This is a genomic window from Edaphosphingomonas laterariae, assembly GCF_900188165.1.
Taxonomy (GTDB): domain Bacteria; phylum Pseudomonadota; class Alphaproteobacteria; order Sphingomonadales; family Sphingomonadaceae; genus Sphingomonas_E; species Sphingomonas_E laterariae.
Genome location: NZ_FZOS01000006.1, coordinates 99,650 through 112,607, shown reverse-complemented (window position 1 = coordinate 112,607; position 12,958 = coordinate 99,650). Strand labels below are relative to the sequence as shown.

General features: G+C 66.1%; 10 protein-coding genes. 9 read left to right on the top strand and 1 reads right to left on the bottom strand.

The window, feature by feature from the left end; translation table 11 throughout:
- The first annotated feature begins 50 nt into the window (after positions 1 to 50).
- The 6 genes from CHB74_RS07685 to CHB74_RS07660 all read left to right on the top strand — a co-directional run bounded on the left by CHB74_RS07685 (position 51) and on the right by CHB74_RS07660 (position 8,582).
- Complete coding sequence (locus tag CHB74_RS07685) at positions 51 to 1,724, top strand: class I adenylate-forming enzyme family protein (RefSeq protein ID WP_089219043.1); 1,674 nt, start codon at positions 51 to 53, stop codon at positions 1,722 to 1,724.
- A 130-nt stretch (positions 1,725 to 1,854) separates the two neighbouring features.
- The gene (locus CHB74_RS07680) at positions 1,855 to 4,065 is read left to right on the top strand and encodes a xanthine dehydrogenase family protein molybdopterin-binding subunit (RefSeq protein ID WP_089219042.1); all 2,211 of its coding nucleotides are present in this window, start codon (positions 1,855 to 1,857) and stop codon (positions 4,063 to 4,065) included.
- Entirely contained in the window at positions 4,065 to 5,057 is a 993-nt protein-coding gene (gene hemH / locus CHB74_RS07675; protein WP_089219041.1) for a ferrochelatase, read from the top strand. Before CHB74_RS07680 ends, hemH begins: the two co-directional genes overlap by 1 nt.
- A gap of 31 nt (positions 5,058 to 5,088) precedes the next feature.
- Positions 5,089 to 5,811 (top strand): acetoacetyl-CoA reductase, encoded by a 723-nt coding sequence (gene phbB / locus CHB74_RS07670; RefSeq protein ID WP_089219040.1) that lies wholly within the window; start codon positions 5,089 to 5,091, stop codon positions 5,809 to 5,811.
- A 45-nt stretch (positions 5,812 to 5,856) separates the two neighbouring features.
- Positions 5,857 to 6,084, top strand: a complete 228-nt coding sequence (locus CHB74_RS07665; RefSeq protein ID WP_089219039.1) for a ribbon-helix-helix domain-containing protein — start codon at positions 5,857 to 5,859, stop codon at positions 6,082 to 6,084.
- A 92-nt stretch (positions 6,085 to 6,176) separates the two neighbouring features.
- Positions 6,177 to 8,582 (top strand): TonB-dependent receptor, encoded by a 2,406-nt coding sequence (locus CHB74_RS07660; RefSeq protein ID WP_245842725.1) that lies wholly within the window; start codon positions 6,177 to 6,179, stop codon positions 8,580 to 8,582.
- Positions 8,583 to 8,631: 49 nt separating this feature from the next.
- Here the strand turns inward: CHB74_RS07660 and CHB74_RS07655 are convergent, their stop codons facing one another.
- The gene (locus tag CHB74_RS07655) at positions 8,632 to 9,624 is read right to left on the bottom strand and encodes an FAD:protein FMN transferase (protein ID WP_089219038.1); all 993 of its coding nucleotides are present in this window, start codon (positions 9,622 to 9,624) and stop codon (positions 8,632 to 8,634) included.
- Positions 9,625 to 9,736: 112 nt separating this feature from the next.
- Between CHB74_RS07655 and fliD the strand changes: the two genes are divergently transcribed.
- From fliD to CHB74_RS07640, 3 genes are all read left to right on the top strand, one after another.
- Positions 9,737 to 11,350 carry a flagellar filament capping protein FliD gene (gene fliD / locus CHB74_RS07650; RefSeq protein ID WP_089219114.1) on the top strand — a complete coding sequence of 538 codons (1,614 nt, stop codon included), beginning with the start codon at positions 9,737 to 9,739 and terminating at the stop codon, positions 11,348 to 11,350.
- 70 nt (positions 11,351 to 11,420) lie between these two features.
- Positions 11,421 to 11,819 (top strand): flagellar export chaperone FliS, encoded by a 399-nt coding sequence (locus tag CHB74_RS07645; RefSeq protein WP_089219037.1) that lies wholly within the window; start codon positions 11,421 to 11,423, stop codon positions 11,817 to 11,819.
- Between the two features lie 129 nt (positions 11,820 to 11,948).
- Positions 11,949 to 12,824 carry an LLM class flavin-dependent oxidoreductase gene (locus tag CHB74_RS07640; RefSeq protein WP_089219036.1) on the top strand — a complete coding sequence of 292 codons (876 nt, stop codon included), beginning with the start codon at positions 11,949 to 11,951 and terminating at the stop codon, positions 12,822 to 12,824.
- Positions 12,825 to 12,958: the final 134 nt, after the last annotated feature.

Genomic DNA, 12,958 nt, shown 5'->3' with positions numbered 1-12,958 from the left:
AAACGCAAAGAGCGAGAGGACGAGCGATGCCAAGTGAGCAGGACGCTCGCATGAAGGCGGTGATGGGCGCGCTGACGGGTCCGGGCGGACTCATCGAGACGACGCTCGACGCGCAGGGCCGGGCCGTGGCGGCGAAGCTGCCGGCGACGATCGGCGATCTGTTCCGCTTTTTCTGCGGCGAACATGGCGACGAAATCGCGCTGGTCGCGGGCGACGAGCGGCTGACCTATCGCGAGATCGACATGTGGTCCGAACGGCTGGCCCGCGCGCTCGCAGGCGGGCATGGCATCCGCAAGGGCGATCGCGTGGCGATCGCGATGCGCAATGCACCGGCCTGGATCGTCGCTTATGTCGCCATCGCCAAGGCCGGCGGTATCGCGACGCTGGTCAATGGTTGGTGGACGCCGGCCGAAATGGCGTTCGGGCTCGAACTGACGACGCCCAGCCTGATCATCGCGGATGGCCCACGCGCGCAGCGGCTGCAGGAAAGCGGATATGCCGGGCGGATCGTCGGCCTGCCGATCGAACAGCCGATCGCCCACGCGCTTGCGCCACTGATCGATGGCGTTGCCGAGGCGGCGTTGCCGCAGGTCGATGCCGATGACGACGCCACCATCCTCTTCACCTCCGGTTCGACAGGCAAGAGCAAGGGCGCGGTTTCCACGCATCGCGCGGTCACCACCTCCACGTATTGCTTCGTGTCGCTGACGGCGATGTTGCTCGGCACTTTCCATGGCGGCGATCGCAAGAACCTGCCCAGCCCGCCGGCGGCGCTGGTGACGGTGCCGCTGTTCCACGTCACCGGCGAAATCCCGGTGTTCATCGCCAGCTTCGTCATCCAGCGCAAGCTGGTGCTGATGCCGAAATGGGATGCGGGCGAGGCGCTGCGGCTGATCGAGGCGGAGAAGGTGAGCTATTTCGTCGGCGTGCCGACGATGAGCCTGGAACTGATGCAGCATCCCGAACGGCACAAATATGATCTGTCGACGCTGCTCGATATCGCCGCCGGCGGCGCGCCGCGCCCGCCCAGCCATGTGCCCCGGCTGATCGAAAGCTTCCCCAAGGGCCATCCGATGATGGGCTATGGCCTGACCGAGACCAATGCGGTCGGCTGCACCAATTGCCGCGACAATTATGTCGCCAAGCCGTCCTCCACCGGCCCGGCGCAGGCGCCCTTCGTCGAGGTTGCGATCTTCGGCGAGGACGGCAACGCCCTGCCGGCCGGCGAAACCGGCGAGATCGGGATCGCGTCCGCCGCCAATGTGCGCGGCTATTGGGACAATGCCGAAGCGACGGCGGCCGCGTTCCGCCCCGATGGCTACTTCCTGACCGGCGATCTCGGCTATCTGGACGAGGATGGCTATCTGTTCATCGTCGATCGGGTGAAGGACATCATCATCCGGGGTGGCGAGAACATCTCGTGCATCGAGGTCGAATCGGCGCTCTACACCCATCCGGACACCGCCGAGGCCTGCGTGTTCGGCCTGCCCGACGAGCGTCTGGGCGAGGTGGTTGGTGCGGTCGTCCGGCTGCGCGATGGCGCATCGGCGGATGGCGCGGCGTTGACCGGGTTTCTCGCCGGGCGGCTGGCGAAGTTCAAGCTGCCCGCGCGATTGTGGCTGGTCACCGAACCGATGCCGCGCCTCGGCACCGGCAAGATCGATCGGGTGGCGCTGCGCACCAGCTTCCGCGCGCAGGCGGCGGCCGATGCGCGGGCGGCCTGAGCACGGGCGTAAACGCCGCTGGCGGTCAGGCTGATCGGGAAAATCAGGCATTTGCCCGCCGTCTGGTGGCTGGCGTTCGCGCGCGTCGGCCCCTATTCACCATCGCCATGATCGGACGTGGACGCCCCCTGTGGAACTGAACCGCCGCACATTGCTGGTCGGCGGCGGCGCCGGTGCCGGCCTGCTGCTCGCCTGGGGGCTGTGGCCGCGCAGCTATCGCCCCAATCTTGTCGCCAATCCGGGTGAGGCGATCTTCAACGCCTTCCTGAAAATCGGCGAGGACGGCCATATCGTCGTCGTCGTTCCGCAGGCGGAAATGGGGCAGGGGGTATGGACCTCGCTGCCGCAGGTGCTGGCCGATGAACTTGGCGCGGACTGGCGCACCGTGGCGGTGGAGCCCGCGCCGATCAGCCCGCTTTACGCCAATGATTTCCTGATCGGCGAAGCGGCACAGAACATGATGCCAGATCTGCTGAAGGGCGTGGGCGGCTGGGCGGCGCGCCAGTTCGCGATCCGATCGGCGATGATGGTGACAGGCGGGTCGAGTTCGATCCGCGGGTTCGAGGCGCGCTTTCGCGAAGCGGGTGCCGCCGCCCGCGCCCTGCTGTGCGCAGCGGCGGGCAAAAGGTGGAACGCCGACTGGCGGGCCTGCGACACGGCGGCGGGCTTCGTCACCCGGGGCGATGATCGCCTGCGCTTTGGCGAACTCGCGGCTGAGGCGGCGGCGCTGGACGTGCCCAAGGGCGTCACGCTGCGCGCGGTGGGCGCGGGCGGGCTTTCCGGCCGGCCGGTGCCGCGCATCGATCTGCCGTCCAAGGTGGACGGATCGGCGCGCTTTGCCGGTGATGTGCGCGTGCAGGACATGGTCTATGCCGCCGTCCGCCATGGCCCCCATGGCGCGACCAGCCTGGCGGGCGTCGACAAGAAGGCGGCCGAAAAGGTGGCGGGCACGATCGCCGTCGTTGAAAATCCCGGCTGGGTGGCGGCGGTTGCGACCAACGGCTGGGCGGCCGAGCGGGCGCTGGATGCGATGCGGCCGCGCTTCACCACCCAGGGGCCGTTCCCCGACAGTGCGTCGATCGACAAAGCCCTGGCCGCCGCGCTCGACGGGGATGAGGCGACGCGCTTCTTTGCGGTCGGCGATGTCGATGCCGCGTTCCAGAATGCGAAGGGGCTGAAGGTCGATTATGGCGTGCCCGTCGCGGTTCATGCGGCGATGGAGCCGCTGGTCGCCACCGCCCGGCTGACCGGCGACAAGCTGGAAATCTGGATGCCGACGCAGGCGCCCGGCCTGTCGCGCAGCGTCGTCGCCGGGGCGATGGGCATGGCCGAAGCGCAGGTGACGATCTACCCGATGCTCGTCGGCGGCGGTTTCGGCCGCAAGATCGAAAATGACGCGGCGGTGCAGGCGGCGATCATCGCCCGCGAAGTGCGGCGCCCGGTGCAACTCACCTGGTCGCGCCGCGACGATATCCAGCAGGATCGCTATCGCCCGCCGGCACGCGGGCGCCTGTCGGCCGCGCTTGGCAAGGGGGGCGAGATATTGGGCTGGCAGGCGCGGATCGCCGCGCCGGCGGCGATGGCCTCGATGGGATCGCGGCTGATGCCGGGATCGGGCGAGCCGGGCGCGAAGGCGGAACTGTCCGCCGTGGAAGGCGCGCTGCCGCCTTATGCGATCCCCGCGATCGCGATCGACCATCTGCCCGCCGATATCGGCATTCCGACCGGCATCTGGCGATCCGTGGCGCACAGCTACACCGCCTTCTTCACTGAATCCTTCGTCGACGAACTGGCCCGCATCGCGGCGATCGAGCCGCTGTCGTTCCGCATGCAGATGATGGGCGGCAATACCCGCCTCGCCCATTGCCTGACGACGGTGACGGCGATGGGCGGATGGGATGGCGGTGTGGCCGGCAGCGTACAGGGGCTGGCCTGCCATTCCAGCTTCGGTAGCCATGTCGCCATGCTGGTGGAAGCGCGTGTCGGCGAAGGCCAGCAGATCAGCGTCGACCGCGTTTTCGCGGCGGTCGATTGCGGACGCATCGTTCACCCCGAAATCGTCCGCCAGCAGATCGAAGGCGGCATCGTCTGGGGCATCGCCGCCGCGCTGGGCGCGACCACCGGCTTTACCCGCGGCATGGCCGATGCGCGGAACTTCGACGCGCTGAACCTGCCGATTCTGGCGACGACACCCGAAATCCAGATCGAACTGATCGCCAGCAAGGAAGAACCGGGCGGCGTGGGGGAAATCGCGGTGCCGCCCGTGGCGCCGGCGATCGCCAATGCGTTGTTCGCCGCGACCGGGCAACGGCTGCGCAGCCTGCCCCTGGCGATCGGCTGATGGGCGTCGCGGCGGAACAGGGCCGGATCGGCGTGCTGCTGATCAATCTCGGCACGCCCGACGCGCCGGAGGCGGGCGCGGTGCGGCGCTATCTGAAGGAGTTTCTGTCCGATCCGCGCGTGGTGGAAATCCCGCAGCTGATCTGGCAGCCGATCCTGCGCGGTCTGGTGCTGACGACGCGGCCGGCCAAATCGGCCCATGCCTATCAGCAGGTGTGGCGGCCCGATGGATCGCCGCTGGCGGCGTTCACGCGCGGGCAGGCCGCTGCGCTGGCCGATGCCTTTGGCCCCGGCGTGATCGTCGACCATGCGATGCGTTATGGCAGCCCGGCGATTGCCGATCGCGTGCGGGCGCTGAAGGACGCTGGCTGCGATCGCATCCTGCTCGCCCCGCTTTATCCGCAATATTGCGCCGCGACGACGGCCACCGCCAATGACGCGGCGTTCGCCGCTCTCGGCGCGTTGCGCTGGCAGCCGGCGGTGCGCACGCTGCCGCCTTATTATGACGATCCAGCCTATATCGCCGCGCTCAGGGCGGGCGTGGAAGCAGGGCTGGCGGCCCTCGATTTCGCGCCGCAGGCCATTGTCGCGAGCTTCCATGGCATGCCGCAGCGGACGGCGGATCTGGGTGACCCCTATCATCGGCAATGCCTGGAAACCGCGCGGTTGCTGGGCGCTGCGCTGGGGCGCGATCTCGTCACATCTTTCCAGTCGCGATTCGGCCGGGCCAAATGGCTGGAACCGGCAACCGATGCCACGCTGCGCGGCCTGCCCGCCCGGGGGATAAGCCGTGTCGCGGTGATCGCGCCGGGCTTCTCGGTCGATTGCCTCGAAACGCTGGAGGAGGTGGCGATGCAGGGGCGCGACGCCTTCCTGGCCGCCGGGGGTGAGCATTTCGCCTATCTGCCCTGTCTGAACGACAGCCCGGTCGGCGTGGACATGCTGAAAAAACTGCTCCGTCGCGAGCTTGAAGGCTGGCTGGCGCCTCTCTAGTCTTTCATCGGATTTAGCGTGGGAGATCGATGTGGCCAGAGTTGCGATCGTGACCGGTGGAACGCGTGGTATCGGCGAGGCGATCAGCCTCGCACTCAAGGCGAAGGGAATCACCGTCGCCGCCAATTATGCCGGCAATGACGAGCGCGCCCGCGCCTTCACCGAACGCACTGGCATCCCCGCCTATAAATGGGACGTCGCCGATCATGATGCGTGCCTGGCGGGCGTGAAGGCGGTCGAAGCCGAACTGGGCCCGATCGACATTCTGGTCAACAATGCCGGCATCACCCGCGATGGCACGCTGCTCAAGATGGACTGGCAGGCCTGGAAGGAAGTGATCGACACCAATCTGGGCGGGTGCTTCAACATGGCGAAGGCGACCTTCCCGGGCATGCGCGAACGCGGCTGGGGCCGGATCGTCAATATCGGGTCGATCAACGGGCAGGCGGGCCAATATGGCCAGGTCAATTATGCCGCCGCCAAGTCGGGCATTCATGGCTTCACCAAGGCGCTGGCGCAGGAAGGCGCGAAGTTCGGCGTGACGGTGAACGCGATCGCGCCGGGCTATATCGACACCGACATGGTGGCCGCCGTGCCGCAGGACGTGCTGGCCAAGATCGTCGCCAAGGTGCCCGTCGGCCGGCTTGGCCATGCCGAGGAAATCGCCCGTGGCGTGACCTTCCTGACCGGCGAGGAAGCGGGCTTCGTCACCGGATCGACGCTGTCGATCAACGGTGGCCAGCACATGTATTGAGGGATCCCCCCCCCTCCCGCCGCCCGGTGGGAGGGGGGCCTTTTGATGCCCGGTCCCGTCAAGCGTTCGGTGATGATCGCCGGCCATTCCACCTCGATCAGCCTGGAGCCGGTCTTCTGGGCGGCGCTGGTCGATGCGGCGCAGGCGGAAGCCTTGCCGCTCAACGCGCTCGTCGCGCGGATCGACGCCGAACGCGTCGTTGAACCCGATCCACCCAACCTCGCCAGCGCGATCCGCGTGTGGCTTTTTGAGCGTGCAAATCGATCTCAGTAATCGACAGTTGACATTATTGAGAATGACTAGCAGTAGCCCACCCCGAACATTCGGGCCGCGAAACCGTGGCCGCAATCGAAGGGGGAAACATCGTGGCGAGTTCCGATTTCCGTTCGTCCGCCAGCCTGCCCGCGTTCATCGCGCTCGGCTGCGTCGGCTTCATCAGCACCGCGCCGGCCATGGCGCAGTCCGAAACGCAGGGCGGCAAGCTTGGCGGCGTGACGGTTGAGGCGACGGCGATCGAGGAAGAGGTGAAGGTCGAGCGCGTCGAATCGCCGAAGGCGACCGCCCCGCTGCTCGATACGCCACAGACGATCACCGTGATCAGCGATCAGACGCTGCGCAAGCAGAACCTGCTCACGCTGCGCGACGCGCTGCAGACGATCCCCGGCATCACCTTCGGCGCCGGCGAAGGCGGCGGCGGCTATGGCGACAGCATCAACCTGCGCGGCTATTCGGCCAATAACGACATCACGCAGGATGGCGTGCGCGACAGCGCCCAATATAGCCGCACCGAAACCTTCAATCTCCAGCAGATCGAAGTCTATAACGGCGCCAACACCGTGTTCAACGGCTCGGGCTCGGTCGGCGGGACGATCAACCTCGTCACCAAGACGCCGCAGGCGGACGATCTGACGATCCTGTCGGCGGGCATCGGCACCGACGATTATTATCGCGCCACGGTGGACAGCAATCTGCGCGTCAGCGATCTCGTCGCCTTCCGGCTGAACGGCGTCTATCACCGCAACGATTATCCGGGCCGCGACGTCGAACGCTACAAGCGTTGGGGCATCGCGCCGTCCGTCACCATCGGCATGGATGGCCCGACGCGCTTCACTTTGTCCTACGTCCACCAGAAGGACGATAATATCCCGGTCTATGGCGTGCCCTTCTTCGCCAGCCCGACCAACAAGGGGCCGCTGCCGGGCGTTTCGGACAGCGATTATTTCGGCATCGCCAATCTCGACGATCAGGATATCCGCCTCGACCAGGCGACCGCGCGCATCGATCATGACTTCAGCGACAAGGTGTCGATCCGCAACCTCACCCGCTTCCAGCGCGTGAAGCAGGATTCGGTGACGAGCGCGCCGCAGGGCGTCTATTGCCTGCCCGGCGGCGTCCAGCCGACCACCGGTGCCAATGGCCAGCCCAACGCCTGTCCGGCAACGCAGAATGTGCCCGGCACCTATTATCCCAGCGGGCCGCGCGGCCTGGTGCGCAACCAGACCAACGATCTGTTCTACAACCAGACCGATCTGAAGGCGGTGTTCAACACCGGCGGGCTGGAGCATAATTTCGTCATCGGCGCCTCCTTCTCGAAGGAGGATTACAAGCTCACCACCGGCAATCTGCTGCGCAAGGCGACGGGCGAGGCCGAGCCGCAGTCGCCGATCGACATCTATAATCCCGACACCACTTATGCCGGCGCGGTGAACCTGATCGTCAGCGGGAAATCCTACGGCACCAATGAATCGAAGGCGATCTACGCCTTCGACACGATCAAGCTTGGCCAGCATTTCGAGCTGAACGCGGGCGCCCGCTACGAAAATTACAAGGGCACCTTCCGCGCCGACACCTTCTCCACGGCGGTGGCGACGCTGGGGGATTACAAGCGCGGTGATGACCAGAAGAACAGCGAGGACCTGTTCTCCTATCGCGTCGGCCTGAATTACAAGCCGGTCGAAACCGTCAGCGTCTATGCCGCTTACGCCAATTCGCGCACGCCGCGTTCGGCCACCGTGCGGCTTGGCTGTGGCCCGATCATCGATGCGCCCGGCGGCGCGGTCGACCCCTGCGATGTCGGCGCCGAAAAGGCGTTCAACTATGAAGTCGGCGTGAAGGCCGATCTGTTCGATCGCCGCCTCCAGCTGACCGGCGCCGTGTTCCGCAACGATCGCACCAATTTCTCGGTGCCGACCAACGATCCGGTCGTCGGTTCGCTGCCGGTGCTCGACGGCAAGTCGCGCGTCGACGGCATCGCGCTCGGCGCCACCGGCAACATCACCGAAGCCTGGTCGATCTTCGCCAACTACACCTATCTCGACAGCAAGGTGCGTCAGGGTGTTTCGGATGCCTGCCTGGCCAATCCGGGACAAAATAACTGCACCAACAGCGTCGCCAACCCCGATCCGCAGGCGGGCGACAATCTGGTGCAGACGCCCAAGCATTCGGGCAGCCTGTTCACCACCTACACGCTGCCCTTTGGCCTGCAGCTCGGTTACGGCTTCACCTATCAGGGCAGCTTCGGCCTGAACCAGAGTTCGGTGCTGAACGGCGTCCAATATCGTTCGGACGATTATCTCATCCACCGGGCGATGCTGTCCTATCCGTTCGACAACGGCATGACGCTGCAGCTCAACGTCCAGAACTTCACCGACGAAAATTATTATACCGGCATCCGCAGCAACGTGAACGGCACCACCGGCGCGGTCACCGGCGGCTGGGCAACGCCGGGCGAGGGCCGCTCGGCCCGCCTGAGCCTGTTCTACAGCTTCTGACTTTTCGTCCCTCCGTCCCCCCGGCTTTGGCCGGGGGCGGTTGGGGATATCAGTCCAGCATCGCCGCGAGGGCGGGGGAGAAGGCTTCCCCGCCCTCGTTGCTTATGAAGCGCGCGGCAAGGCCCTGTTCGATCGCGAGCGCCATGCCCTGATCCATGCCCAGCACGGTGAGCGCGGTGGCCCAGGCGTCGGCGTCCATGCAGCGGCGATGGACCACCGACACGCTGGCCACGCCGTTCGCCACCGGCCGGCCCGATCGCGGATCGATGCTGTGGGCGTAACGCTGCCCGTCATGATCGAAATAGCGGCGATAATCGCCGGTCGTCGCGATCGCGAGGCCGTGGAGCGCGATCCGCGCCGGCGGCACCAGGTTTCCGGGCGGGGCTTCTAGATCGACCCACCAGGGCTGGCCATCGGGCGTCACCCCTTCGCCCACCAGTTCACCACCCACCTCGACCAGAAAATGGCGATGGCCGGCCACGCGCAGATGTTCGGCCAGCAGATCGACGGCAAAGCCCTTGGCGATGCCCGACAGATCGAGCACGAGCCCGCCCGGCTGCTGCGCGCGGCGCGCATGGATGTCGATGGCGATGCGGCCATGCCCCGCCGCCGCCAGCGCGGCCGCGATCTCGGTATCGGATGGCGGGGCCAAGCGCGCGGGGGCCGGGCCGAAGCCCCACAGGTCGACCAGTGCGCCGGCGGTGGGATCGAAGGCGCCGCCACTGGCCGCCGCGATGTCGAGCGCGCGGCGCAACACCGTGAAGAAATCGGGCGGCAGCGCCTGCCAACGGCCCGCCGGGGCGCGGTTGAAGCGGCTGATGTCGCTTGTCGTTTCCCAATTGCTCATCTCGGCGATCACGCGGTCGAGCAGCGTTTCGAGCAGCGCCTGCATCCCGGCGAGGCTTTGCGTGGCGACGATCTTTGCCGACCAGCTTGTGCCCATGGTGCGGCCGCCCAGCGCCACGATCCGTCCGTCTGCAATGCGCGCATCAAAGGCTTGGCGGGAAAGATCGGGCGGGATCAGGATATGCGGTTCGGCCATGGCTTTCGTTAGCGCAGGCGGGCCGGCCGGCAACCGCGAAAAAAGCGTCGCGCGGCCCTAAACATCCGCGCATTCCCGCCGTTCCTGCCAATGAACATTTGGGGGATTGCCGGTGACATCGATTGCAGCCAGCCTGGGTATCGGATCGGGGCTCGATACAGCCTCGCTGATCGACCAGCTTTCGGCCGCGTCGAAGACGCCGAAGGAAAATTTGCTCAAGAAGCGCGAGGAAACCAACACCGCCAAGATTTCGGCGCTGGGCAGCATCGTCGGCGGTATCGATGGCTTCGCTACGGCGCTCGGCTCGCTGATCTCGGGCGGAACGCTGTTCACCCAGGCGACCTCGTCGGACAGCAGCATCGTCGGCACCACGGCGATCGCCGGCGCGCGGATCGGCGGTCTTGCCGCGCAGCTTGAAGTGAAGCAGCTCGCCGCCGCCCAGTCGATCGTCTCGGCCAATGTGGCGGGCACCAACAACCCGATCGGCCAGGGCAAGATTACGCTGACGACGGCCAGCGGCACGTTCGACATCACGATCAACTCGGCCAATGATTCGCTGCTCGGCCTTGCCCGCGCGATCAATGCCGCCAGTGCGGGCGTCACCGCCTCGATCCTGGAGGATACGGCCGGATCGCGGATCGTGCTGAAGGGCGCGACCGGCGATGCGCAGAGCTTCAAGCTGGCGGTCGATCCCGCCGCCGATGCCGGGTTGCAGCAGTTCGCCTTCGATCCCGCCACCTATGACCCCGCCACGGCGACCGGCATGACGCTGGCCCAGAAGGCGCAGGATGCCATCGTCAAGCTCGACGGTGTCGAGGTTCGCCGCGTGGCCAACAGCTTTTCCGATCTTATTCCGGGCGTGAAGATCGATCTCAAGAAGGCGGCGGTCGGCACCACCGTCGCGATCGGGGCGCAGCGCCAGACCGACGTTATCGCCCAGGCGGTCAACGATTTCGTCGCCGCTTATAACGAACTGAAGTCGATCCTCGACGAAGCGACCGCGCCCAGCACCGGCGTTCTGCGCGGCGATGTCGGCATCCGGGACATGCAGCGCCAGCTTTCGCGGCTGACGTCCACCGTGCTGTCGAGCGCGGGTGGCCCGTCGACGCTGGCCGAAATCGGCGTCCGCACCGAACGCAACGGCACGCTCAGCGTCGATAGCGCGCGGCTGACGGAGATGCTCGAAAAGGATCCTGACGGCGTCGAAGCGATGTTCAATCCCGGCCAGACGGCTTCGTCGCCGCTGATCAAGATCGTCAGCCCCTATGGCCGTGCCAAGCCGGGCACCTACACGGTTTCCGATCTGGTGGCGGGCGATCTCGTCAACCCGGCATCGGGCAAGATCGGCGGCCATTCCGCGATCGCGGCGGGTGGCCAGCTGATCTCGTCGATCGGGGCGCCGTCCAAGGGGCTGATCATCGAACCGCTCGGCAATCTCGCCGAAGGCACGATCACCATCGATCTCGGCGTCGGTGGCGCGCTGCAGGCGATCCGCGATGCGCTGCGCGCCAGCGGAGGCCCGCTCGCCAGTTCGCAGAATCGGCTGACCACCGAAACCAAGACGATCGCCGAGGATCGCGAGCGCATGGAAACGCGTGAGGAAAGCTATCGCGTCCAGCTCGTCAAGCAGTTCACCACCATGGATTCCCGCGTCTCCGCCTTCAAGGCGACGCAGAGCTATCTCGACCAGCAGATCAAGATGTGGACGAACAGCCAGGACGGCTGATCAACCGCTTCCCCGTTCCTGACCATCGATATTCCCGCGGCCCGTTCCTGCCGCCACAGGAGAGTTTTGCATGTTTGGTTCCGCCGCCCGCGCCCGTTATGCCCCCGCCGGTGCCCGCTATCATGCCGTGGACGTGGCGACGCGGATCGAGGGCGCATCGCCGCATCGGCTGGTGGCGATCCTCTATGAAGAACTGCTGACCCGGATGAGCGGGCTGAAGGCGGCGATGGGCAATGGTGATGGCGCGCGGCGCGCCGACAACCAGACCCGCGTGCTCGCGATCATCGCCGCGCTCGACGCGGGGCTCGATCATGACAAGGGCGGCGATGTCGCCCCGCTGCTCGCCAAGATCTATGCTGAAGCGAGCCGCCTCGTCTCGCTCGCCGTGCGCGACAATGACGCCGCACCGCTCGACGATGCGCGCGGCATCATCGCCGATATCGCGACCGCCTGGGATCAGATCCGCTGAACCATATCACCAACGGAACATCGCCCGCGTCCTTTCGGACAAATCCGGCCTGATCGCGATTCTGGCCGTTTCCCGCGCGATCCGCTACGCCGCTCTCCGACTGAACAGAGGTTGAGAGGAGCCGGCCTGATGCGTTTCCACCACGCTGAATCGATGACGCCGTTCGAAAATCTGCTGCCGCTGGCCAAGGACGCGGAAGCGCATGGCTATGCCGGCTACATGATCCCGGACAGCCTGATCTACCCGCAGGATACCGACAGCAAATATACCTACACCGAAGATGGCGGGCGCGAGTTTCTGGAAAACAAGCCCTTCGTCGAAAGCTTCATCCTCGCAACCGCGATCGGCGCGTCGACGACGACGCTGGAAATGACCACCAACGTCGTCAAGCTGCCGGTGCGCCCGCCGCTTTATTCGGCGAAGCTGGCGGCCTCGATCGCGGCGATCACCAACAACCGCTTCAACTTTGGCGTCGGCCTCTCGGTTTGGGAGGAGGACTATAAGGTGATGGGCGTCGATTTCGGCAAGCGCGGCAAGCGTTTCGACGAATGTCTGGAAATCGTGCGCGGCCTCACCAATGGCGGCTATTACGGCTTCAAGGGCGAATTCTACGATATCATGCCGGTGAAGATTAACCCGGTGCCGACCAAGCCGCTGCCGATCCTGATCGGCGGCCATTCGGATGCCGCGCTGAAGCGCGCCGCCCGTTTCGACGGCTGGCTGTGCGCGGGCGGCACTTATGATCAGACCAAGCCGCTGCTCGATAAGCTGGCCGCCTATCGCGAGGAACTGGGCACGGCGAACAAGCCCTATCGCATCTTCACCACCGCGATGGGCCAGATGCTCAGCCTCGACGATGTGAACCGCCTGCGCGATGCCGGCGTCACCGACATCGCGGTCGCCTTCCGCAATCTTTACGCGGTGGAGGAAGACCGCCAGCCGCTTGACGAAAAGAAGGCCGATCTTCGCCGCTTCGCCGATGAAGTGATCGCCAAGGCGGGCTGAACATTGCGTCCGCCGGGCAGAAGGGGCTGCCCGGCGGACGACTGACGCCTGATTCCAATGCGATTGCGAGGCCGGCGGACGCGTCCGCTGCCTCTGCAATCGCGCTACGCCGACGCTAGAGCGCTTTCCAAGCA

Bases quoted from the DNA above. Each gene is read 5' to 3' on its own strand.
- hemH (WP_089219041.1), top strand. From the start codon at position 4,065: ATGGGCGTCGCGGCGGAACAGGGCCGGATCGGCGTGCTGCTGATCAAT.
- CHB74_RS07655 (WP_089219038.1), bottom strand. From the start codon at position 9,624: ATGGCCGAACCGCATATCCTGATCCCGCCCGATCTTTCCCGCCAAGCC.
- CHB74_RS07685 (WP_089219043.1), top strand. From the start codon at position 51: ATGAAGGCGGTGATGGGCGCGCTGACGGGTCCGGGCGGACTCATCGAG.
- CHB74_RS07665 (WP_089219039.1), top strand. From the start codon at position 5,857: ATGCCCGGTCCCGTCAAGCGTTCGGTGATGATCGCCGGCCATTCCACC.
- CHB74_RS07640 (WP_089219036.1), top strand. From the start codon at position 11,949: ATGCGTTTCCACCACGCTGAATCGATGACGCCGTTCGAAAATCTGCTG.
- CHB74_RS07645 (WP_089219037.1), top strand. From the start codon at position 11,421: ATGTTTGGTTCCGCCGCCCGCGCCCGTTATGCCCCCGCCGGTGCCCGC.